Raw genomic sequence first — 24,475 nt, 5'->3', positions numbered from 1 at the left:
ATGTTTTAATTATTTACTCAAATACATTGATTTCTCTTTGTACAGATGCCTGAAGTATGGGTCCTGCAGGTTAGGGATAAAGCGGATAGCCTCACCTGTTGATTTCATTTCAGGGCCGAGCTCCTTGGTAACTTCAGGGAACTTATCAAACGAGAACACCGGTTCTTTAATGGCATACCCCCAAAGCTTGCGTTCGATGGTAAAGTCGCTCAGCTTATTGGCTTCAAGCATAACCTTTGTGGCTATGTTGATATATGGCACATCGTAAGCCTTGGCGATGAAAGGCACCGTACGCGAAGCACGCGGGTTGGCCTCAATCACATACACCTTATCATCCTTAACCGCGAACTGTATGTTAAGCAAACCGCGTACGTTAAGCGCTTTAGCTATCTTTTTGGTATATTCTTCTATCTGGTGAATTACATTATCCGACAGATCGAACGGAGGCAGTACAGCGTATGAGTCGCCTGAGTGGATACCGGCAGGCTCGATGTGCTCCATCATACCAATGATGTGTACATCCTCACCATCGCTGATCGAATCAGATTCGGCCTCGGCGGCACGGTCAAGGAAGTGGTCGATCAGTACACGGTTACCGGGCAGGTTGCGCAGCAGGCTTACTACCGCTTTTTCCAGGTCTTCATCATTGATCACAATGCTCATACCCTGGCCGCCTAATACGTAGCTTGGGCGTACAAGTACCGGGTAACCAACCTTGTGGGCAACTTCAAGTGCTTCTTCAGCGCTTTCAGCTACTCCATATTTTGGATATGGAATGTCAAGGTGTTTCAAAAGGTCAGAGAACCGGCCGCGATCTTCCGCGATGTCCATATCATTGAATGATGTGCCAATGATCCGGATGCCGTGCTCGTGCATTTTTTCGGCCATTTTAAGGGCTGTTTGGCCACCCAACTGAACAATTACACCATACGGCTTTTCAAGCTCGATGATCTCGCGTACATGCTCCCAGTAAACCGGCTCAAAGTACAGCTTATCGGCCATGTTAAAGTCGGTTGATACGGTTTCAGGGTTACAGTTAACCATGATGGCTTCAAAACCTGCTTCTTTAGCGGCGAGTAAGCCATGCACACAGCTGTAATCGAACTCGATACCCTGGCCTATACGGTTAGGGCCCGAGCCCAACACGATGATCTTTTTCTTGTCAGATGCTACCGATTCGTTTTCGCCTTCATAGCTTGAATAATAGTATGGAGTTTTAGCAGGGAACTCGGCGGCGCAGGTATCAACCATTTTGTAAACGCGGTGCATCCCTAAAGCCTTACGGCGCTGGTACACATCTTCCTCGGTTACGTTACCCAAAATGTGGGCGATTTGTACGTCTGAGAACCCTTTTTGTTTCAGGGTATACAGGAACTCTTCAGGAACATTGTTCAGTGAGTAGCGGCGAAGTTCTGTTTCAAGGTTAACCAGGTCCTGGATCTGGTTCAGGAACCAGCGGTCGATTTTGGTTGCTTTACGTACCGACTCGATAGGCACGCCAAGGCTCAACGCATCATAAATATGGAACAATCTGTCCCAGCTTGGGTGCTCCAGGCTGGCCATGATCTCTTCGAGGTTACGGCTCTGGCGACCGTCGGCACCTAAGCCGGCACGACCGATCTCCAAACTTTGACAGGCTTTTTGTAAAGCCTCGGTAAAGCTGCGGCCGATACCCATAACTTCACCTACCGATTTCATCTGCAGGCCAAGTTCTTTGTTAGCGCCTTTGAACTTATCAAAGTTCCAGCGAGGTATTTTAACGATCACGTAATCCAAAGTTGGCTCAAAGTAAGCCGAGGTTGTTTTGGTGATCTGGTTTTCAATTTCGTCGAGGTTATAACCTATAGCAAGCTTTGCAGCAATTTTAGCGATAGGGTAACCGGTAGCTTTTGAAGCAAGAGCCGATGAACGGGATACACGCGGGTTGATCTCAATAGCGATGATCGCTTCGTCAGCAGGGTTTACCGAGAACTGAACGTTACAACCACCGGCAAAGTTACCAATGGCACGCATCATTTTGATAGCCTGGTTACGCATTTCCTGGTAGCAACGATCGCTGAGGGTCATGGCAGGGGCTACAGTGATCGAGTCGCCGGTGTGGATACCCATCGGATCAAAGTTCTCGATAGAGCAGATAATGATTACGTTATCGTTGCTATCGCGCAGCAACTCCAATTCGTATTCTTTCCAGCCTAACACAGCCTGCTCAACCAATACCTCATGGGTTGGTGAAGCCTGTAAGCCACGGTTAAGGGCGGCATCAAAATCTTCCTTTCTGTGAACAAAACCTGCACCTTTACCACCCAGTGTGTAGCTTGGGCGAATAACCAGCGGGAAGCCAATTTCCTGCGCGCCTTCTTTACCTTCAAGGAAAGAGTTGGCGATTTTTGATTTGGCAACCCCTACGCCGATATCAACCATCAGCTGGCGGAACGCCTCGCGGTTTTCGGTTTTTTCGATGGCAGCAATATCTACACCGATAACCTTAACGCCATACTTTTCCCATATGCCGCGTTCAGACGCTTCGATACAAAGATTCAACGCGGTTTGACCGCCCATGGTAGGCAGCACAGCGTCTATCTGCTGTTCGGTTAAAATTTTCTCAATGCTTTCGCAAGTGAGCGGCAGAAGATAAACATGGTCGCTGATAACTTTATCCGTCATGATAGTTGCCGGATTGCTGTTAATAATAGAAACGGAGATGCCTTCTTCTTTTAGCGAGAGAGCGGCTTGTGAACCGGAATAATCAAATTCGCAAGCCTGGCCGATAATGATTGGGCCGGAGCCAATGATCAGAACGGATTTGATGGAGGTGTCTTTGGGCATAGGGCTTTTTTTAAGTCAAAAGTTCTAAGTCAAAAGTCAAAGGCATTTAAGCCTTTAAACGGTTTTTCCTATGCGCTGAAAGCCAAGAAATCCCGACTTCAGCGTCGGGGTGCAAAGATAGAGTTTTAACAAACACCATTCATGTTTTTTTCACATTTAATATTACAGCAATAACACCCGGCATTTTTTAAGTTTCGGGGCACATTTTCTTAAAACAATAGGCTCACTATTTCCGTAAAATCTCACTATATTTACTTGCAGACCGGCCTGTAATTTCCAATTGAACCTGTAATTGCGTGAAACCGCAAATACTTTTTATATTTAAGAACTATGATAAAGAAGCCTGTTTTTATATTGCTTGCGGCTATTTTATTTTTTGGCAGCTGCGCCATGCTGCAATCAGTTGTTAAATCAACATTTCCATATACTGCAACCATGGTTATTCCGGCGTCGGCCAAAGTTGATGAGGCGCAAACTGCAATAAGCACGGGTAACAGCTTTGACCAGGATTTTACTAAAGATGGCAATAATGCCAGCAGGATAAGCGAGGTACGCATCATATCAGCCAAACTGCAGTCGAGCGACCCATCAGATTATAACATTGGCAATATAGCGTCATTAAGGATATACATGGCTAAAAACGATGGCAGTGAAGAGGTGATGGTGGCTATACGTAAAGATATAAGCCCCAATGCCGGCAACAGCATAGTACTTGACATTGACAACTCTCACTTTTTAGACGAACTGGTGCGCCAGCCAAGCGTGCGCATCCGGATGGTTTACCGCCTGCGTAAAGCGACGGCAACTGATGCCAGCCTGAAAGTATCATTAGGAATTGGATCGTACCCGGCTAATTAAGCTTACCTGCCTATCGCAAAAGAAACCGGCACGCTGTATCTAACCCTAACCGGAACGCCAAATTGTGTTCCCGGAACCCATTTTGGCGAGTTATTGAGCACCCGCACAGCTTCATCATCAATAATGGGAGCAACAGATTTACTCACTTTAATATCTGTTAATGTTCCATCCTTTTCTACAACGAAAGAAAGTACCACAGTACCTTCAATACCCTTACGAAGGGCATCATCGGGATATTTGATATTATTTGATAAAAACCTGCCGAACCGCTCAAGTCCGCCTTTAAATTGCGGAGGCACCCCACGAGATTTCAGGTAAGTATTAACTTTTCCCTCTTTAGTTGTCGCTGTGCCTGATATCAACCCCCCGTTATCATAAATTTCGGTAAAAGTAGTTTTGAAGTCTTGAAAATCACCTTTCCACTGTCCATCGCGTTTACCGCCTTTTACAGGTCCTTCTTCTTCAACATAACCAAATTTGTTATCGTAACCTTTAAAGTAGCCATTACCTTCAGAAACCTGGTCGTTTCCCAACGAATCTTTATTGGCTATGATGAGGTAATTGCCAGACCTGTCGGCTGTACGGTCTTTATTATCTTCGGGATACGAAAACTGCGCGTATAACCTGCCATTGGGATAAAATTCCATATCCTCACCTGCCTTTACCCCGTTTTTATAGCTGATAACCGATTGCTTTTTGCCATTAGCATAGTAAGTAACACATTGCCCTTCAAATTGCGGCGGGTTAATCTTGCTCGATTTGCCAATAAGTTTTTGAGTTCCGTTAGCATAAAATTCAAAAACATTATACAGCGTTGAAGCCGAGTCTGGCTCACGCACCACACGGATATAGTCGGCGCTATCACGTATACCAACATACTTACCGTTATTTTTTATAAAGTAAACGTTTTGGCGCTGGGCATAGGCCCCGGTTGTAATAAGAAGAAAAAGGGTGATTGTAAAAAGCGGTTTCATAAATTGCGGCTTAGGCGCCGCTAATTTACTTAATCAATTTATTATCTGAATCGGGAAATATCAAAATTGGCTCATAATTCCGGGCTTCTTCAACCTCCATGTAGGCGTATGACATAATGATCACGATATCGCCAACCTGTGCCAGGCGGGCAGTAGCGCCGTTAAGGCATACAGTGCCTGTTCCGCGTTCGCCTTTGATAACATAGGTTTCAAAGCGGGCGCCGTTATTATTGTTCACTATCTGAACCTTTTCGTTGGGGATGATATTTGCAGCCTCAATCAGGTCTTCATCAATAGTGATACTGCCCACGTAATTCAACTCCGCCTGCGTTACCTTAACCCGGTGAATTTTGGACTTTAATATTTCAATTATCATGGCGCAAAGTTAGGAATAAATTTAGTCGATAGTCCATAGTCGATAGTCCATAGATTGTAAAAGATTTTCCATCGGCCGGATAACCAGTCTACTGAAGCGTCCCTGGACTATCGACTATGGGCTATCGACTAAGAAATCAACACATTATCAATCAATCTTGTTTTACCTACGCGTGCTGCAACAAGGGCAACAATAGTTTCGGATGCGGGGGTGGCATGATGCAGTGTTTTGCCATCGGCTATTTCAAAATACTCCAGCTCAACGCCGGGTTCGTTGCTGATCATTTGACCTGCCTGCTGCTGCAGGGTGTCAATTTTGTTAATATCGAAGTTTTCCTTAACCCAGTTAAGTGCTTTGGAGAGAATGAGCGAGTGTTCTCTGTCATACGGGGTTAGGTGGATGTTCCTTGAGCTCATGGCCAGGCCATCAGGTTCACGCTCAATCGGGCACATCACCAGCTTAACGGGCATCTTCAGCACCTCAACCATTTTATTAATCACCATAAACTGCTGATAATCCTTCTGCCCAAAAAAAGCGATATCGGGCTTTACAATATTGAACAGCTTATTTACTACCTGAGTAACCCCCTGATAATGCCCTGGTCTGAATTTTCCTTCCAGCAGGTATTCCAGATCGCCCATGTCAAAATGCCATTTTTCATTATCAGCATACATCTCGGTAACCTGCGGATTAAACAAAATATCGCAGTTAACTTCCTCAAGGCGGCGGATATCGTCAGTAATGGGGCGAGGGTATTTTTCAAGGTCCTTGGGGTCATTAAACTGGGTGGGGTTTACAAAAATGCTGCAAACAACCTGGGTGCTTTGCTGCTTTGCCAGTTCAATTAAACCCAGGTGCCCTTTATGCAATGCGCCCATGGTTGGTACAAAGCCAATTACTTTTACCGGCTTACGGTTAAAATAATCGGTTATCTCGTTTTTAGTGCTGAATATTTTCAACGTAATAGGTGTTACAAAATTTGGCAAAGGTGTACAATTGATTAAAAATAACCAAAAGTTACTTGCATAATTCGTTGGCAGTTTATATAATAATAGTTATATTTGCAAACTCAAATTTTTTGACTTCTTTACATTTTAAATACTGATTTAGTGATGGGTAAATCTAAGCTTTTGTTTATAACTCATGAAATGTCCCCTTTCCTTGAACTCACAAAAATTGCTGAAATAACACGCCAACTTCCGCAGGCCATGCAGGAGAAAGGTTACGAGATCCGTATCCTTATGCCGCGTTTCGGCAATATCAATGAGCGCAGGAACAGGCTTCATGAAGTGATCAGGTTGTCGGGTATGAATATTATTATCGACGATAATGATAACCCGCTGATCATCAAAGTAGCATCTATCCCGGCGGCGCGTATGCAGGTGTATTTTTTGGATAATGAAGAATATTTTCAGCGTAAGCATGTTTTTGCAGACAAGGAAGGTAAATTTTACGCCGACAATGACGAGCGTATGATCTTCTTTTGCAAAGGTGCATTAGAAACTGTTAAAAAATTAGGCTGGGCGCCGGATGTGATCCATTGCCATGGCTGGATGAGCGCGCTTGTGCCTGCTTATCTGAAAACAACCTACAAAGACGACCCTACATTTAAGCACTCAAAAATCATTTACTCTATTTATGAAAATGATTTTAAAGAGCAATTGCACAATGACTTTGCTACAAAAGCCATCATGAGCAATATGAATGAGCAGCATGTGGAGCCGTACAAAGGCGGCACCAATTCGGCGCTGTATGCCGGTGCAATCCACTACTCAGACGGTATTGTTTTGGGCAGCCCCGATATTGATGCAGATGTGTTAAATAATGTTAAAAACAGCAATAAATCGGTTTTAGAATTTGATTCTACCGCAGATTTCGAAAATTATTACAATTTTTACGACGAAATTACCAACGACGAGATTGGTGGATGTTGCATAAGACTTAATATTATATATGAAATTTTTCCGATTAGACTTATTGACCCTGTTAATAAGTCTTTTTATTTTGAACAGTTGTAAACGCCAGGATGGTATTGGTTTGGGCGTCAATGATCAAAACGAGATCAATGGCAACCTGATAGTTGATACCAACATCGTTATTAACACTGTTGTTGATGATACCGCGGCTACCTCGGGTCAAACCCGGACACCGCTTGCCAACTTTACCGACCCGGTATTCGGCACAACAAAAAGTATTGTTGCTTTAGGTGTTAACCTGCCTAACGGCGCCGCTTACACTGTTCCTGCAGGCACCCTGACAATTGACTCGGCTGTACTTGTGCTTAGATATTCGGACGGTTTTTATGGCGATTCGCTGGCTTCACGCTATAAAATAAACGTGTACCAGCTTCAACAAAAGGTAGAAAGCAAAACCTACTATAGTAATAATCACTGGGATGCCGACCTGGGCACTTTGCTTGGTTCTAAGACCTTCACAGCCCGTACGCACGATAGTATCACCATAGCACGCATCCGTACTGACACATTAGATACCGTTCAGCGCGTAGCACCTCAGTTACGTGTGCCGCTTAGTAAAGCCTTTATCTATAATAACCTGTTTAATGCGAGTGGTGCTGTACTTGCATCACCAACAACTTTTCAAAGTACTGTAAAAGGCCTTTACCTTTCGTTAGACAAGGCACAGGCCAGTGATGCCGGCGGTATTATCCAGCTTAATCTGGCCTCATCGCAAATTGATGTATTTTATAAAGTTGTTACTGCTGCTACCAGTACTACAAGCAGTACTATTGATACAGCATCGGTAACCCTGCCGTTCTTTAACCGTGCTGCCGAAATTACGCATACCTACAGTACTACTATCCAGGCAGCACTGAATAATACAACAACATCGCAAAATACGGTTTACCTTCAGGGGCTTGCAGGTTTAAGGGCTAAGCTTAGTTTCCCGGGCCTTGACAAGCTTGTTGACTCATCGATAGTATTAAACCGTGCCGAAATTGTGATAACACCACGTGCCGGTTCAGGTGTACCTTATGCGCCTTTACCTAAGCTTACCATGTACAAGCTGGATATAGCCAAACAACGGGCACTAATACAGGATGCCTCGGCAAGTGACCCGCGTTCGCAAACAAGTTTATTTGGCGGCCGTTATGATCGTACCAAAAAAGAATACCACTTCCTGGTTACAGCTTTTGTACAGGATCTGATCCGTAAAAAAACTGTTGATTACGGCACTTATATTGCCCCGGTTGATACCACCCTTGTTAACACTACAACAGGTATTGACGTGGCGCCGTCAACACAAACGGCAGCCCGCACGGTAATAGTGGGGAGCGATAAGTCAACCCCGGGTTACAGCATCCGCATGAACATCATTTACACCAAAGTCCGCAAGTAAGATATCTCTCAATAAACAAAAGAATCCCCGCTTAGGGGATTTTTTTGTTTAAGACAAACACACTTCTTAAAATACTTTTTTAAGTATTTCAAAACTTCCTCATTTTCGAAAAAAATCAAAATAATTATTGCGGATATGTGTTATATAGCTGTTTATTTTGCGGCGTTTAACATTTATACTTGATTATTTTATGTGCGGAATTGTTGGTTATATAGGATTCAGGGATGCTTACCCTATCGTTATAAAAGGGCTTCACAGGCTCGAATACCGGGGCTATGACAGTGCCGGTGTTGCCCTGCTTGATCATGACCTTAAAGTTTATAAAAAGGCCGGCAAGGTTGAGGACCTTGAAAATTTTGTGAAGGGAATTGAAATGAAGGGGACAATAGGGATGGGCCATACCCGCTGGGCCACCCACGGCGAACCGAGCGACCGTAACTCGCACCCCCATTCGTCGGGCGACAGGAGGCTTACCATTATCCACAATGGTATTATTGAAAACTATGGCGTGATCAAGGAAACACTTACAGCTAAAGGCCACGTTTTTAAAAGCGATACAGATACCGAGGTTTTAATACACCTGATTGAGGATATCCAAAAGGCAACCGGCCTTGATTTGAAGGACGCCGTACGCGTTGCATTAAATAAGGTAATAGGCGCATATGCCATCGTTATCATGAGTGCCGATGAGCCCGATCTGCTTATTGCAGCCCGTAAAGGCAGCCCCATGGTAATTGGCGTAGGCAAAGGCGAATATTTCATAGCTTCGGACGCTACACCTATTGTAGAGTATACTAAAAATGTAATTTACCTGAATGATAACGAAATTGCCTATGTACACCGCGAAAGCCTGCTGGTAAAAAACATCGACAACTCGGTACAAACACCCTATATCCAGGAACTGGACTTAAAACTGGAAATGCTGGAGAAAGGCGGCTACGACCATTTCATGATGAAAGAGATCTATGAGCAGCCCCGTTCCATCCGTGATTGTCTGCGTGGCCGTATTTACCCCCAGCAGGGCAAAGTTCAGTTGGGCGGCATTAAGGAATACACCGAGAAACTTAAAAATGTTGACAGGATCATTATCGTAGCCTGTGGCACCTCCTGGCATGCCGGGTTGGTGGGCGAATACCTGATTGAGGAATACGCACGTGTGCCGGTAGAAGTTGAATATGCCTCCGAGTTCAGGTACCGCAACCCAATCATTACTGAAAAAGACCTGGTGATAGCTATTTCCCAATCGGGAGAGACAGCAGATACCATGGCCGCCATTGAACTGGCTAAGGAAAAAGGCGCTACCATTTTCGGCATTTGTAATGTGGTCGGTGCATCTATTCCGCGTTTAACGCATGCGGGCGTTTATACCCATGCCGGGCCCGAAATTGGTGTAGCATCTACCAAAGCCTTCACCGCCCAGGTAAGCGTGCTAACACTAATAGCTTTTTATATAGCCCAGCAGCGGGGTAAAATTACCCAAAGCAAAATGGTTGAATATTTAACCGGCTTAAACGAGATCCCTAACCTGGTACAGGAGGCCTTGAAATTAAACGAACATATCCGGCAAATTGCAGCCCGGTTTAAAGATTCGACCAATTGCCTGTTCCTGGGCAGGGGCAGCTCATTCCCTGTAGCCCTGGAAGGCGCTTTAAAGCTCAAGGAGATCTCCTACATCCATGCCGAAGGTTATCCCGCCGCCGAGATGAAACATGGCCCTATCGCCTTAATTGACGACGAGATGCCAGTGGTGTTCATTGCCACCAAACATTCATCATACGAAAAGGTGATCAGCAACATACAGGAAGTAAAAGCCCGCAAAGGCCACGTAATTGCTATTGTATCCGAAGGAGATACCGAAGTGAAAGGCATGGCCGATTATGTGATAGAGATCCCGCAAACCAATGAGGCGTTTGTGCCGCTGGTGGCAACCATTCCGCTGCAGTTGCTGGCTTATCACATAGCCATGATGCGCGGCTGTAACGTTGATCAGCCCCGTAACCTGGCAAAATCAGTTACAGTTGAATAAAAACCAGTTATAAACCTAATTTTTTGCAAACCCCTACCAGTAACGGCAGGGGTTTTGTTATTTTTGGGAAGAAACAAATACCTGCAACCTATGAGTTTTGAAATTTTCGAACACGCCGAATCATGGATCTCCTTAATCACACTAACCTTACTGGAGATTGTTTTAGGCATCGATAACATTGTATTTATCTCAATCCTGTCCGATAAACTTCCCGCCAGTCAGCAAAGCAAAGGCCGGAGGGTTGGTCTTGGTATGGCCATGATCACCCGTGTGCTGCTGTTGTTATCCATCAGTTGGGTAATGACTTTAACAGCGCCCTTGTTTAACCTAAGCTCCATTTTCAGTATTACGGATGCCGAATGGGTTGAGAAACTGGCTATTTCCGGCCGCGATCTTATCCTCATCATCGGCGGTTTATTCTTGATTTACAAAAGCACCGCCGAAATCCATCATAAAATTGAAGGCGAAGAAGAGGCAGAAGGCAATGTAAAGAAACATTCGTTTTGGGGTACCATAATTCAGATCATGCTGTTGGATATCGTTTTCTCGCTCGACTCGGTGATCACCGCGGTAGGAATGGCCAGCCATGTGGAAATCATGATCTTAGCCGTTGTTATAGCCGTAGGTATTATGATGTGGGCATCAAACGGGGTAGCATCGTTTGTAAACAAGCACCCAACCGTAAAAATGCTGGCGCTATCATTCCTGCTGCTGATTGGCGTTTCGCTTTTGGCCGAAGCTTTTGAACAGCATATCCCAAAAGGTTATATCTATTTTGCCATGGCGTTCTCTGTTTTGGTAGAGATGCTGAATTTAAAAATGAAAGCGAATAAGGGAAAGAAAGGACAAAACAATAAGTAATTTCATTGCGAGCGTAGCGCGGCAATCGCATGCTATATAAAGCGGTTATGCTTCCGTGCGATTGCCGCGCTACGCTTATAATGACATAATGGGAGAAAATCCTAATGACTCAAATGACGCACTATAGCGCCACTACCACCGCTTTACCTGCATATTTAACAACCTTATCAGCCTTGGCAGTTAAAGCTACATCCGAGCCATGGGCGCCTTTAACCATCACAATGTTAAACGTACGGCTTTTCAGCTGGCCCGGAAAATGGCCTTTAGTATCAGATATGCTAAGTTTACGTGTTTTATCGTTCCAGCTTAATGTAAACGTAGCTGATTGTCCTTTTTCGTAATTGTAGTTATCGTTTTCATCCTCGTAAAACTTAAATGAAGCATCAGCGCCGGGATAGATGCGAAGCTCAATATTGCTGTTTGGTTTTTCGGTTGCGTATTCAACATCCGGGCCCATTGGTATAATTGAGCCCGCTTTTACATATAACGGCAAAATCTCGATAGGTGCCGCAGCGCTGATGGTTTGGCCACCGTCAAGCAGTTCGCCTGTCCAGAAGTTATACCATTTGCTGGCGGCAGGCAGGTAAACCTGGCGCGCCTTGGCTTTTTTATCTGCATCACTTGAAGTATATAGTTGTTCGGTTACCGGGTTAACCATAAAGGCCGGCCCGAACATATACTGGTCAGGAATACCGTAAACCTTGCTGTCGCCGCGGTAATCAAAAGCCAGCGAACGCATAATGGTATAGTTATCGTTAGTTACACGGCCTGCCAGTGAATAAATGTAGGGCATCAAACGATAACGGAGCTTGTCAAAATTAAGCAGGATCGACCTTGTATTTTCGTCCCAGTTTTTGCTGAAGATGGCTCGCTCACCTTTACCGTGGATTCGAAAAATAGGGCAAAACGTACCAAACTGAAACCAGCGGGTAAATAACTCCCGTTTATCCGGCTGCGACCAATCGGCAGGTTTCCAGTGGTAATGATAGCCGCCGATGTCTGACGTCCAGTAAGGGATGCCGGAGGTACAGGCGTTGATGCCCTGTGGCACCTGGTCTTTAAAATCATGAAAAGTACATTCAATATCGCTCGACCATAACGTAGAGGCGTTGCGCTGCTCACCGGCGAACGACTGCCTTACCAAAAGAAAGCGCGCTTACCCGGGATATCCCTGCGCCAGCCTTCGTATACGCCTTTAGTATGCTGTAATGAATAAGTGTTAAAATAGTCGATGCCTTTACCAATGGCAAAATTACTTTGACGGCGGGCGTCAAGTAAAGCGCCATTATCCGGCTCACACTGGTCAATCCACCAGGCATCCCAGCCGTAACGTTTAATGAGGCTGTCGCGGGCCTGGTCCCAGTAAAGCTCACGGGCTTTAGGGTTGTGGGCATCATAATAAGTATCAAAAGTGTGGGTAACCACGTTATCCCAGGTGATATCGGTTAAACCTCCCATTTTGTTCAGCGCATCATAATTAGGGGTGCCTTTACCAAACACCGGCCAGATAGAGATCATAGCATGGATATTGGCTGCGTGTAAAGCATCAACCAATTTTTGCGGATGCGGGTAACGTTCCGGTTTCATTACATGTGAGCCTATCGGCAATGGGTCCCAGTAGTACCAATCCTGTACAATCACGTCAACCGGGATATGGTTATTGCGGTAATTATCCTTTACGGTAAGGATTTCGTCCTCGCTCAGGTACCTGTCTTGCGATTGAAACAAGCCATAAGCCCATTTACCAAACATCGGCGCTTTACCGGTAGCTGTGCGATAAAGATCGATGATATGGTCAAAGCCCGGCCCGTAAAAAAGAAATAATCAACCTGCTTACCGCTTTCCGATACATATTTAAATTTAGTGTTATCCGCTTCGGCACCATAAAAATTACTGGCCGAATAGTTATCCCACATCAAGCCATAGCCCTTTGTTGACAACAGTACTGGGATAGCGCCGGTAAGATATTTGATAGCCAGGTCCTGGTTACGGCCTTTATAATTGATCGACATGGAATCTAAAGGATGGCAACCTAAACCGAACAGGGCCTCATCTTTAGGCGACGCAAATTGGGTAGTAACGTTATAAGTGCTGATCCCTGCGATGGTTGCTGGAGTAATGGATTTATTGTCGCTGTCTTCGGCAGTAATCACGTTACCCTTCAAATCAGTATAGGTGATGGCATTCGTAGCCTTATTGATCTTTACTTTCAGCTTTGCCGTAGTAATAACCACCTCGGTTTTCCCATCAGTAACCTGGTACGGTGAGTGCTGAACCCATTTATTATTCACAACCAATGACGGCTTGATCTCAAAAGCATCAAAGATGGTATATTTTACTTCGATGATATCGTCCCTGCGGATAAGCACTTTCATCAAACCTTTGTCGAGCGTGAAAGTAACCCCATCAGCTGCCTTTTTGAAAGATTTAATAACTGCTATAGCCGGCATGGCAGACATGCCAGCTAAAAGAAAAACAAACCACGCAATCGATTGCCTAACTTTTGCGCCTTTATGAAATACCTTTTTAAACATCATGACTATCACTGATTTGGTTTATACTGAGTGTGAGATTAACACTTAATTTGACACCGTGAATATAGCGTACTTTTTTTAATTGGAGTAATTTTTTTAATGTTGAATTATCAGCTAGCCACTATAAGCCCCGGATATTGGGTATATCTTAAAAGTGATACAATTTGCCACGCATTTTTAAGCCAAATGGTGACACTGTATGGTCAGTGTTCAAATGTTTAAAACAGGGTATTCTACTAATGGAATGAAGTTTTATAAATTACTGATTACCAATACCATTCTGCTCATGCCGGTTGTAAGGAGATTTTGGCAGGATTATAACCAGTTAGTTATCAGATACAATTATCCTGCAGGGTTTAACAAGTGTTCACACCTATAAAAATGGGCCGTGGGTTGTAACCGGGTCGATGCCTGCAATCGGCTATTGGGTGAATAGTAGCGTGGCGGGACAGAGGGCTTATCAAAGGCCAATAACGCAAAAAGCCTTAGTAATTAGCTAAGGCTTTTGCGATTATTGCACTATTGAAAGTGATAAAGGGTGGCACCGACCTACTCTCCCACGTTTTACCGCAGTACCATCGGCTCTGGCGGGCTTGACTTCTCTGTTCGGAATGGGAAGAGGTAGACACCGCCGATATAGGCACCTGAATTTCTTTTGTTGAGGTGAAAGCTGAAAGGTAAAAGGTCAAAGGTTTTCTTACCTTTTGCCTCTATCCTTTGGCCTTTCGCCTGAACAATGACATATTATTGAAAGAAGTGATTGAATGTAAGAGAAAACAACAGCATTGTTGTTTGTTTTTGGTTGATAGTTCATGGTTCATCGCTTTATATTACTATGAACTATGATCCAATTACTATCAACCCTTTTTTCTATCTGAAGAAAGCTTCGGGCAATTAGTATTACTCGGCTATGATGTCACCACCTTTATACCTGTAACCTATCAACGTAGTAGTCTCCTACGACCCTCAATGGAAGTCTCATCTTGTGGCTAGTTTCGCACTTAGATGCTTTCAGCGCTTATCTATTCCCAACGTAGCTACTCTGCAGTACACCTGGCGGCATAACAGATTCACCAGAGGTTAGTCCAACCCGGTCCTCTCGTACTAAGGTCAGCCCCACTCAAACTTCCTACGCCCACAACAGATAGGGACCGAACTGTCTCGCGACGTTCTGAACCCAGCTCGCGTGCCACTTTAATGAGCGAACAGCTCAACCCTTGGGACCTTCTCCAGCCCCAGGATGTGACGAGCCGACATCGAGGTGCCAAACCTCCCCGTCGATATGAGCTCTTGGGGGAGATCAGCCTGTTATCCCCAGCGTACCTTTTATCCTTTGAGCGATGGCCCTTCCATGCAGAACCACCGGATCACTATATCCGTCTTTCGACCCAGCTCGACTTGTCTGTCTCACTGTCAAGCAAGCTTATGCTATTGCACTCCGCGTACGGTTACCAAGCGTACTGAGCTTACCTTTGAAAGCCTCCGTTACCTTTTTGGAGGCGACCACCCCAGTCAAACTACCCGCCAAACAATGTTCTCCACTTTGTAGAGTTAGACACCAAATACAGAAAGGGTGGTATTTCAACGTTGACTAACCAACTCCTAGCGAAGCTGGATCACAGTCTCCCACCTATCCTACACATCCTGTATCCGATATCAATGTTAAGCTATAGTGAAGGTGCATGGGGTCTTTCCGTCCCGTTGCGGGTAACCGGCGTCTTCACCGATACCACAATTTCACCGAGCTCATGGCTGAGACAGCGCCCAGATCGTTACACCATTCGTGCAGGTCGGAACTTACCCGACAAGGAATTTCGCTACCTTAGGACCGTTATAGTTACGGCCGCCGTTTACTGGGGCTTCGATTCAATGCTTCGCCTTGCGACTAACATCCCCTCTTAACCTTCCAGCACCGGGCAGGTGTCAGGCCTTATACGTCATCTTGCGATTTTGCAAAGCCATGTGTTTTTGTTAAACAGTCGCCTGGGCCTTTTCACTGCGGCTGACATTGCTGCCAGCGCCCCTTCTCCCGAAGTTACAGGGCCATTTTGCCGAGTTCCTTAGCCATGATTCACTCGAGCACCTTAGGATTCTCTCCTCGACTACCTGTGTCGGTTTACGGTACGGGTTTTTATTACCTGAAGCTTAGCGGGTTTTCTTGGAAGTCTGATTACCTGAACTATCACCTTGTCCGAAGATTTGGTGTACTATCAGCTTTCAGCAAAGTCTGCGTACTTAACTACAAACTCTATACCTACAGCCTTTAACGAACTATTCCGTCAGTTCGCGTCAGTGTCACTACTCCGTCACCGCATCGCAGTAATAAAAAGTACTGGAATATTAACCAGTTGTCCATCGGCTACGCCTGTCGGCTTCACCTTAGGCCCCGACTAACCCTGATCCGATTAGCGTTGATCAGGAAACCTTAGTCTTTCGGTGGGCGGGTTTCTCTCCCGCCTTATCGTTACTTATGCCTACATTTGCTTTTCTATTCCCTCCACAGTCAGTTACCTTCCTGCTTCGCCGGATAATAGAATGCTCCCCTACCAGTCATATTAATATGAATCCATAGCTTCGGTATACTGCTTGATGCCCGTTTATTATCCATGCCCGATCGCTCGACTAGTGAGCTGTTACGCACTCTTTAAATGAATGGCTGCTTCCAAGCCAACATCCTAGCTGTCTGTGCAATCGGACCTCGTTAGTTCAACTTAGCAATAATTTAGGGACCTTAGCTGATGGTCTGGGTTCTTTCCCTCTCGGCCATGGACCTTAGCACCCATAGCCTCACTCCAGCGTATATTATAAAGCATTCGGAGTTTATCTGGATTTGGTAGGATTTGACTCCCCCGCACCCAATTAGTAGCTCTACCTCTTTATAACTCAACCGCCAGGCTGTTCCTAAAAACATTTCGGGGAGTACGAGCTATTTCCCAGTTTGATTAGCCTTTCACCCCTACCCACAAGTCATCCGGAAACTTTTCAACGTTTATCGGTTCGGTCCTCCAGTACCTGTTACGGCACCTTCAACCTGCCCATGGGTAGATCACAAGGTTTCGCGTCTACCTCCCCTGACTATACGCCCTTTTCAGACTCGCTTTCGCTTCGGATCCGTGTCTTAAACACTTAACCTTGCCAGGGAAGAGTAACTCGTAGGCTCATTATGCAAAAGGCACGCCGTCACCCGTTGCCAGGCTCCGACCGCTTGTAAGTACACGGTTTCAGGTTCTATTTCACTCCCCTGTTCGGGGTTCTTTTCACCTTTCCCTCACGGTACTGGTTCACTATCGGTCTCTCAGGAGTATTTAGCCTTACCGGATGGTGCCGGCAAATTCCCACAAGGCGTCTCCGACCTCGCGGTACTCAGGATACCACTATCCTATTATCTATTACCCGTACGCAGCTCTCATGCTCTATGGCCGGGTTTCCCACCCCGTTCCGGTTCTATTTAATATTCATGTTGTGGTCCTACAACCCCTGCTATGCCGTAACATAACAGGTTTGGGCTTCTTCCATTTCGCTCGCCACTACTCTGGAAATCACTATTGTTTTCTCTTCCTCTGCTTACTTAGATGTTTCAGTTCGGCAGGTTAGCGCATTTATGCAGTTATTCTTCAAATAACTAGGTTTCCCCATTCGGAAATCTGCGGATTAATTCATATTTGCTAATCCCCGCAGCTTATCGCAGCTTATCACGTCCTTCTTCGCCTCTGAGAGCCAAGGCATCCCCCGTGTACCCTTTCTTACTTTCTTCTACTCTTGCGCCTTTTGCGCCGCAAGGTATGTCTTTATTTTAGATCAGTCATTAAGTCATTATTTCATTGAGTCATTGCATTGCTGCTTTGTCTCTTTGTAGTATTGAACCTAACAACGTCTCTATCTGTTGTTTTCTCTTGTTTTCAATTACTTCTTCCAATATGTCAAAGAACGTTAGTTTTCATCTGTAGCGTAACCTATATTATAGTTACTGTAGAATACTTGGTGGAGAATAACGGATTCGAACCGTTGACCCCCTGCGTGCAAGGCAGGTGCTCTAGCCAGCTGAGCTAATCCCCCGTTAGATGAGGTGAAAACTGAAAGGTTAAAGCTGAAAGGTTTTCTTACCTTTTGCCTTTATCCTTTTCCCTTTCTTCCTTTTTTGTAGTCCCGAGCAGATTTGAACTGCTGACCCCTACATTATCAGTGTAGTGCTCTAACCAAGCTGAGCTACAGGACTATTTGTTTTTAGTTGCAGTTATCAGTTGCAGTTTGCAGGACTTTTCTGCCTACTGCTGCTGCCACTGCTTACTGCCACTTGTCCTGTACTTACTTGCGTTTGCACATTCCACAGATGGCTTCATCTTCTGGGTTTCCTTTTGTCTTTTTGTTTGTGTTTTAAGAAATATCATGTAGGTAACAGTTCCGAATTACTCAGAGATCCTGCTCCAGAAAGGAGGTATTCCAGCCACACCTTCCGGTACGGCTACCTTGTTACGACTTAGCCCCAGTTACCGACTTTACCCTAGGACGCTCCTTGCGGTTACGCACTTCAGGCACTTCCAGCTTCCATGGCTTGACGGGCGGTGTGTACAAGGCCCGGGAACGTATTCACCGCGTCATTGCTGATACGCGATTACTAGCGAATCCAACTTCACGGGGTCGAGTTGCAGACCCCGATCCGAACTGTGAATGGCTTTAAGAGATTGGCATCCTGTTGCCAGGTAGCTGCCCTCTGTACCATCCATTGTAGCACGTGTGTAGCCCCGGACGTAAGGGCCATGATGACTTGACGTCGTCCCCTCCTTCCTCTCTATTTGCATAGGCAGTCTGTTTAGAGTCCCCACCTTAAATGCTGGCAACTAAACATAGGGGTTGCGCTCGTTGCGGGACTTAACCCAACACCTCACGGCACGAGCTGACGACAGCCATGCAGCACCTAGTTTCGTGTTCCGAAGAACTGTGACGTCTCTGTCACATTCACTAACTTTCAAGCCCGGGTAAGGTTCCTCGCGTATCATCGAATTAAACCACATGCTCCTCCGCTTGTGCGGGCCCCCGTCAATTCCTTTGAGTTTCACCCTTGCGGGCGTACTCCCCAGGTGGAACACTTAACGCTTTCGCTTAGACGCTGACCGTATATCGCCAACATCGAGTGTTCATCGTTTAGGGCGTGGACTACCAGGGTATCTAATCCTGTTTGATCCCCACGCTTTCGTGCCTCAGCGTCAATCATACTTTAGTAAGCTGCCTTCGCAATTGGTGTTCTGTGACATATCTATGCATTTCACCGCTACTTGTCACATTCCGCCTACCTCAAGTACATTCAAGCTCTTCAGTATCAAGGGCACTGCGATAGTTGAGCTACCGTCTTTCACCCCTGACTTAAAAAGCCGCCTACGCACCCTTTAAACCCAATAAATCCGGATAACGCTTGGATCCTCCGTATTACCGCGGCTGCTGGCACGGAGTTAGCCGATCCTTATTCTCAAGGTACATTCAACTCGATACACGTATCGAGGTTTATTCCCCTGCAAAAGCAGTTTACAACCCGTAGGGCCGTCTTCCTGCACGCGGCATGGCTGGTTCAGACTTCCGTCCATTGACCAATATTCCTTACTGCTGCCTCCCGTAGGAGTCTGGTCCGTGTCTCAGTACCAGTGTGGGGGGTCATCCTCTCAGATCCCCTAAACATCGTCGCCTTGGTATGCCGTTACCACACCAACTAGCTAATGTTGCGCATGCCCATCTTGATCCTATAAATATTTGATTATAATACGATGCCATATCATAATGTTATGCGGTCTTAATCTCTCTTTCGAGAGGCTATCCCCCTGATCAAGGTAGGTTACATACGTGTTACGCACCCGTGCGCCACTCTCAAGGAAAGCAAGCTCTCCTATCCCGTCCGACTTGCATGTATTAGGCCTGCCGCTAGCGTTCATCCTGAGCCAGGATCAAACTCTCCATTGTAAAATGTTTTGTTTAACCACTGACCCTATTATTAATTAATAGAATCTGTATTATTATATCTTTATACAGCCTCTCTTCTTTTTGTAACTCTTCAATCTTCCTCAGCCTTAGCCTTGGTTAATCTCCCGTTACGCTACATGATTTCCATTTCTTAAAAGAACTTGCTCGCTTCATCATCCGAATCAGCTATTATGTCGTCGCAATTTTCATCGCTTAACTTGTCAGTTTGTTTCCCCGAAAATCGCTTTCGGCTCTTTTGTTTTACTCATTAACTATTGTTAACTTTCTTCCTTCTCTTATTGACTGAACTCGCTCAGCCTCAACTTCTTTCGCTCTTTCAAGCTCCCTTCCGTTTGGGTCTGCAAAGGTAGAAAACCTTTTCTTATTTCCAAAACTTTTTTATTTTTTATTTTTCAAAGTTTCAGACCCGCTTCGCTCTCTCCTTTTCCTCTTTTGCGGGCTGCAAAGGTGTGGATTTTTTTTCATTCCCACAAAAAGATTTTAATCTTTTTTTCCTTTACTTTTCTATCCTTTTAATGTACTAACCCGGCTAACTCACTTCCTCGTTTGCGGGCTGCAAAGGTAGCCACTTTTACGCCTTCTCCAAATTATTCTTTACTATTTTTCTTAATGTTTCCTTAACTAACTATACATCAACGAGAAAAAGTTTATACAAGCCTCGAAAACCAGCGTTAGGGATAGCAGCGGGTACCGGCCAACGAGCGTAAAGCCTGCAGGCGTATGAACGAATAGCCCGGCCGAAGGCAACGCCCTCATTCAGCTTGCTGTTTTGAGCACCGCAGTTAATACTTACAAAAATCACGAGTCATCAACATCTATCCGGTCTATAAATAACTTATCCAGTTGCAACCTTTGCTATATACTTAGGAAGACAACCGCCGGAAACTCTGCCAACGATGACTTGCATACCTCCGGCACACTATTTCTCTAACTTTTCATTTACAATGCCTAAAACGATTTATAGAAATCTATATTTGTTAAACAACCAATTCAAAACACAACACATCTTATATAATGGAGGAAAAACCGCTACGAAGCCGGCAATGGTTTGGTAAAAAAGGCAAGGATGGCTTCATATACCGCGCCTGGATGAAAAACCAGGGGATCCCGGCACATCAGTTGCAGGGGAAGCCGGTGATTGGCATCTGCAATACATGGTCGGAGCTTACACCCTGCAATGCCCATTTCCGGGAATTAGCCCAATCTATAAAAAACGGCATTTATGAAGCCGGTGGATATCCCGTTGAATTCCCGGTGATGTCATTAGGCGAAACTTTGGTTAAACCTACTGCCATGCTGTACCGAAACCTGGTAAGTATGGATGTTGAAGAGAGTATCCGTGCAAATCCGCTGGATGGCGTGGTGCTGCTTTGCGGCTGCGATAAAACCACGCCTGCACTGGTAATGGGAGCCTGCAGCGTAAATATTCCAACCATAGTAGTATCGGGCGGGGCCATGTTAACAGGGAAATACCGGGGCCGGGATATCGGCACATCGGATATCTGGCGCTTTTTCGCCGATCATCAAACCGGGCAAATGAACGATGAAGACCTTTATACTGCCGAAGCCTGCATGGCCCGCAGCCAGGGGCATTGCGCGGTAATGGGAACGGCATCGACAATGGCCTGCATGGTCGAATCGCTGGGACTTTCACTGGCAGAGAATGCGGCTATCCCCGCGGCCGACTCTCGTCGTAAAGTATTAGCGCACCTATCGGGCAATCGCATTGTTGATATGGTGCATGAAGATCTGAAACCTTCAGACATCCTTACCCGGCAGGCTTTTGAAAATGCCATCACCGTTAATGCGGCTATTGGCGGCTCTACAAATTTTATTATTCACCTGCTGGCCATAGCAGGCCGCATCGGGATTGATTTAAGTATGGATGATTTCAATACATCATCCCGCAAAATACCCTTACTGGCCAATCTGCAGCCCTCGGGCAAATATTTTATGGAGGATTTTTATTACGCTGGTGGTTTACCGGCCTTAATGAAAGAGCTGCATGAACAACTTAACAGCGGTGCCATAACCGTAAGCGGCCACCCTATATTGCGTAATTATGAAAACAGCGAATGTTTTAACCGCGAACTGATAGCGCCGGTTGATAATCCTTTTAACCCAACAGCAGGTATAACGGTACTGAAAGGTAATCTTTGTGAAAACGGGGCTGTGATGAAACCGTCGGCGGCAAGCCCGGGCTTAATGCAGCATACCGGTAAGGCCGTGGTATTTGAAAATATAGAGGATTTTAATCATCGCATTAACGATCCGGCATTGGATGTGGATAAAAATAGTGTGCTGGTATTGAAAAATGCAGGCCCAAAAGGCTACCCCGGTATGCCCGAAGTTGGCAATATGCTGATCCCAAAAAAACTGGCCGACCAGGGCATTACCGATATGGTACGAATCTCTGACGGGCGGATGAGCGGTACCGGCTTTGGCACGGTAGTACTGCATGTATCACCAGAAGCGGCCATCGGCGGCACATTGGCTATAGTACAGGATGGCGATATGATTAAACTTGATGTACCCGCCGGTACACTGCACCTTGAGGTTAGTGATGAAGAAATTGCCGAAAGAAAATCAAAACTGGTATTAAACAACAATATCAGCAAACGGGGATACACTTATTTATATCAAACGCATGTAGAGCAAGCCCATCTTGGGGCTGATCTCGATTTTTTAAGAGGGGGCTCGGGGAGTGAGGTTTTAAGGGATTCGCATTGAGAGATTAAAAAAATGTCATTTCGACGAGAAGGGATGGACTGCGCTGTGGAGTAAGGAGAAATCTTATACACCATGCATTTGGATTATCGCTTGTATAAGATTTCTCCTCACCCCGATCATTCCCCAACACACATGTTCGTCGAAATGACATAATGCAATAGATTATTAAACCATCAACCTAAAAAATGATAACTGATAAATTTAGCGGACAGGTAGCCATAATAACCGGTGCCGGGCAAGGGATAGGTTTTGAAATAGCTAAACAGCTAAGTCTCGCCGGTGCGGATGTATTATTGAATGATTTGAGTGAAGAACTGGCTGTTCAGGCATCCGATACCATTAATGGGCTCGGCTGTAATTGTTACCCGATAGCCGGCGATGCTTCGGACATTGATTTTATACAGCAAATGGTTGATGAAGCGGTACAGCGTTATGGCAAACTTACCATTGCCGTCGCCAATGCCGGGATCACTTTGTTTGGCGATTTTTTGAATTACCCTGCCCAATCCCTGCAAAGTGTAATGAATGTTAATTTGCAGGGCAGTTTCTTTTTGGCGCAAAGGGCAGCCAGGCAAATTGTGAAACAAAAAAGCGGGGGCAGCATCCTGTTCATGTCCTCGGTTACGGGGCACCAGGCCCATCAGGACCTTGCCGCTTACGGTATGACTAAAGCAGCCCTCGAAATGCTGGCCAAAAGCCTGGTGGTTGAACTATCACAACATCAAATTACCGTGAATACCGTGGCGCCCGGTGCCACCCTTACCGAGCGCACGATGGAAGATGCCGGATATCAAAAAACCTGGGCCCGCATTACCCCTATGGGTCGCGCCGCAACTGTTGAAGATGTGGCAAACGCGGTGTTGTTTTTGGTTTCGCCCGATGCAAGGCACATTACCGGGCAAAATTTGGTAGTTGATGGCGGATGGACGGCGGTTAGTACTTCTCCGTATTAGTGAATAGTGAGTGGTTGATTAGGTGAATGGTTTGAAAATAATCACTAACTGATGGATATTTTCAGGAGGAGGAATTAAGAGATGCGCATAAATACGTAAGGATTAACTTACCTGATACTTGTTAATCAAATTCCCAACTTTAGAAAATTCATATAAGAATTTGCCTAAGATATACTTCTCGGTGCCGATGTCCACTTGGCTTGGAAGGTGTTTATATCGTCCATGATTTATCTGCAAAAACTCATCTAACGAAATTTCACTATCATAATGGCAGACCATTAACATTCGAAAATTGATGGTTCCCAGTTCTCCTTCATGAAGCTTGGTAAATGTATTATTGATTGCATCAGGCACATCAGCAAGCGCCGATGCTTGAATATTTACTTCCTCAGTAATTTTAGAGATATCTTGTCCCCAATATTTTTTTGCTACAGTTTCGTAATTTCCAATGAGTACCGGATTCAGTTGTTTAAAGTGCTTTGCGCATTCATTTAGCCCATCAGCCGATTGAAAATGTGTTAAAATTCCGTTATTAAAATAAAGATATAATCCAAGGCTAATGGCGGTAAAAATGCCGTTTGGCTGGGTGTCTTTGAGGTTAAGGACTTTAGATAGAAACTCCACAGTCAAAGATTCGTTTTTTATCCCTTCATTTAAAATAGCAGAAACCGACACATCATCAAATTCATCCTTGATGTTGAATTTTTTCAGGAAGTTTCTCACTTTATCCTCTGATAATTTAACGACAGACTTTTTAGTACAAATAAAAACTATGTTATCAGATAAAATCTCAAGCCCAACAGCCTGAATTTCATTATTGGGATCATAGTCTCCCAAATACATTTGAATCTGATCAATGTGATAGCCTAAACTATTAGATATATCATTGAATGACGCATTAAGTGGAGGATTGGTTAATTCTGAAAAACCATTAATGCTGGGTATGAAATAACCAGAAGATTCCTTTTGTGACTTTGGTTTAAAAAAGCTCATAATTTAGCCTTGTGGTG

Annotated in this window: 14 protein-coding genes, 2 tRNA genes, 3 rRNA genes and 1 pseudogene; 7 read left to right on the top strand and 13 right to left on the bottom strand. The window is 45.1% G+C overall.

The features are described from left to right. Window positions 1-9: 9 nt before the first annotated feature. The gene (gene carB, locus ACRQ5D_RS10290) at window positions 10-2,826 is read right to left on the bottom strand and encodes a carbamoyl-phosphate synthase large subunit (protein WP_091175718.1); all 2,817 of its coding nucleotides are present in this window, start codon (window positions 2,824-2,826) and stop codon (window positions 10-12) included. Window positions 2,827-3,156: 330 nt separating this feature from the next. Here carB and ACRQ5D_RS10285 point away from each other — a divergent pair, with 330 nt between their 5' ends. Then, window positions 3,157-3,684, top strand: a complete 528-nt coding sequence (locus ACRQ5D_RS10285) for a hypothetical protein (RefSeq protein WP_091175720.1) — start codon at window positions 3,157-3,159, stop codon at window positions 3,682-3,684. Between the two features lie 2 nt (window positions 3,685-3,686). Here the strand turns inward: ACRQ5D_RS10285 and ACRQ5D_RS10280 are convergent, their stop codons facing one another. The 3 genes from ACRQ5D_RS10280 to panC form a co-directional block, all read right to left on the bottom strand. Continuing rightward, complete coding sequence (locus ACRQ5D_RS10280) at window positions 3,687-4,658, bottom strand: energy transducer TonB (protein WP_091175723.1); 972 nt, start codon at window positions 4,656-4,658, stop codon at window positions 3,687-3,689. A gap of 25 nt (window positions 4,659-4,683) precedes the next feature. Continuing rightward, window positions 4,684-5,034 (bottom strand): aspartate 1-decarboxylase, encoded by a 351-nt coding sequence (gene panD, locus ACRQ5D_RS10275; protein WP_090534618.1) that lies wholly within the window; start codon window positions 5,032-5,034, stop codon window positions 4,684-4,686. A gap of 128 nt (window positions 5,035-5,162) precedes the next feature. Next, the gene (gene panC / locus ACRQ5D_RS10270; protein WP_091175727.1) at window positions 5,163-5,993 is read right to left on the bottom strand and encodes a pantoate--beta-alanine ligase; all 831 of its coding nucleotides are present in this window, start codon (window positions 5,991-5,993) and stop codon (window positions 5,163-5,165) included. A gap of 153 nt (window positions 5,994-6,146) precedes the next feature. On the opposite strand from panC, the gene ACRQ5D_RS10265 reads away from it, so the two are divergent. The 4 genes from ACRQ5D_RS10265 to ACRQ5D_RS10250 all read left to right on the top strand — a co-directional run bounded on the left by ACRQ5D_RS10265 (window position 6,147) and on the right by ACRQ5D_RS10250 (window position 11,278). Next, complete coding sequence (locus ACRQ5D_RS10265; RefSeq protein ID WP_432328811.1) at window positions 6,147-7,052, top strand: glycogen/starch synthase; 906 nt, start codon at window positions 6,147-6,149, stop codon at window positions 7,050-7,052. Beyond that, the gene (locus ACRQ5D_RS10260) at window positions 7,039-8,391 is read left to right on the top strand and encodes a DUF4270 family protein (protein ID WP_208102400.1); all 1,353 of its coding nucleotides are present in this window, start codon (window positions 7,039-7,041) and stop codon (window positions 8,389-8,391) included. Before ACRQ5D_RS10265 ends, ACRQ5D_RS10260 begins: the two co-directional genes overlap by 14 nt. 190 nt (window positions 8,392-8,581) lie before the next feature. Further along, complete coding sequence (gene glmS / locus ACRQ5D_RS10255; RefSeq protein WP_432328809.1) at window positions 8,582-10,417, top strand: glutamine--fructose-6-phosphate transaminase (isomerizing); 1,836 nt, start codon at window positions 8,582-8,584, stop codon at window positions 10,415-10,417. A 90-nt stretch (window positions 10,418-10,507) separates the two neighbouring features. After that, on the top strand, window positions 10,508-11,278 hold the full coding sequence (locus tag ACRQ5D_RS10250) for a TerC family protein (protein WP_091175738.1): 771 nt from the start codon (window positions 10,508-10,510) through the stop codon (window positions 11,276-11,278). Window positions 11,279-11,399: 121 nt separating this feature from the next. Here ACRQ5D_RS10250 and ACRQ5D_RS10245 read toward each other — a convergent pair whose 3' ends face one another. The 8 genes and pseudogenes from ACRQ5D_RS10245 to ACRQ5D_RS10210 all read right to left on the bottom strand — a co-directional run bounded on the left by ACRQ5D_RS10245 (window position 11,400) and on the right by ACRQ5D_RS10210 (window position 19,761). Continuing rightward, the gene (locus ACRQ5D_RS10245; RefSeq protein WP_432329745.1) at window positions 11,400-11,735 is read right to left on the bottom strand and encodes a DUF5110 domain-containing protein; all 336 of its coding nucleotides are present in this window, start codon (window positions 11,733-11,735) and stop codon (window positions 11,400-11,402) included. Between the two features lie 15 nt (window positions 11,736-11,750). After that, window positions 11,751-13,030, bottom strand: a pseudogene (locus ACRQ5D_RS10240) (TIM-barrel domain-containing protein); the annotation flags it as partial. Continuing rightward, the gene (locus tag ACRQ5D_RS10235; RefSeq protein ID WP_432328807.1) at window positions 12,979-13,815 is read right to left on the bottom strand and encodes a hypothetical protein; all 837 of its coding nucleotides are present in this window, start codon (window positions 13,813-13,815) and stop codon (window positions 12,979-12,981) included. The gene ACRQ5D_RS10235 and the pseudogene ACRQ5D_RS10240, both read right to left, overlap by 52 nt. 533 nt (window positions 13,816-14,348) lie before the next feature. Beyond that, window positions 14,349-14,460, bottom strand: a 5S ribosomal RNA gene (rrf, locus tag ACRQ5D_RS10230). Between the two features lie 226 nt (window positions 14,461-14,686). Beyond that, window positions 14,687-17,566 (bottom strand): 23S ribosomal RNA (locus ACRQ5D_RS10225). Window positions 17,567-17,791: 225 nt separating this feature from the next. Next, a tRNA-Ala gene (locus ACRQ5D_RS10220) sits at window positions 17,792-17,868 on the bottom strand. A gap of 85 nt (window positions 17,869-17,953) precedes the next feature. Beyond that, window positions 17,954-18,028: transfer RNA gene (locus ACRQ5D_RS10215), tRNA-Ile, on the bottom strand. 212 nt (window positions 18,029-18,240) lie between these two features. After that, window positions 18,241-19,761: ribosomal RNA gene (locus ACRQ5D_RS10210) — 16S ribosomal RNA — on the bottom strand. The 16S, 23S and 5S rRNA genes sit together here with 2 tRNA genes alongside, the layout of an rRNA operon. Before the next feature lie 1,035 nt (window positions 19,762-20,796). On the opposite strand from ACRQ5D_RS10210, the gene ACRQ5D_RS10205 reads away from it, so the two are divergent. Beyond that, window positions 20,797-22,512, top strand: coding sequence for an IlvD/Edd family dehydratase (locus tag ACRQ5D_RS10205; RefSeq protein WP_091176558.1), 1,716 nt, complete (start codon window positions 20,797-20,799; stop codon window positions 22,510-22,512). A gap of 185 nt (window positions 22,513-22,697) precedes the next feature. Continuing rightward, window positions 22,698-23,465 (top strand): SDR family NAD(P)-dependent oxidoreductase, encoded by a 768-nt coding sequence (locus tag ACRQ5D_RS10200; protein ID WP_091176555.1) that lies wholly within the window; start codon window positions 22,698-22,700, stop codon window positions 23,463-23,465. Window positions 23,466-23,567: 102 nt separating this feature from the next. On the opposite strand, the gene ACRQ5D_RS10195 is transcribed toward ACRQ5D_RS10200, so the two are convergent. Further along, on the bottom strand, window positions 23,568-24,458 hold the full coding sequence (locus ACRQ5D_RS10195) for a hypothetical protein (protein ID WP_091176552.1): 891 nt from the start codon (window positions 24,456-24,458) through the stop codon (window positions 23,568-23,570). Window positions 24,459-24,475: the final 17 nt, after the last annotated feature.

Source organism: Mucilaginibacter sp. P25, assembly GCF_050859465.1.
Lineage (GTDB): Bacteria > Bacteroidota > Bacteroidia > Sphingobacteriales > Sphingobacteriaceae > Mucilaginibacter > Mucilaginibacter gossypii.
This window is presented reverse-complemented; position numbering and strand designations above follow the sequence as displayed.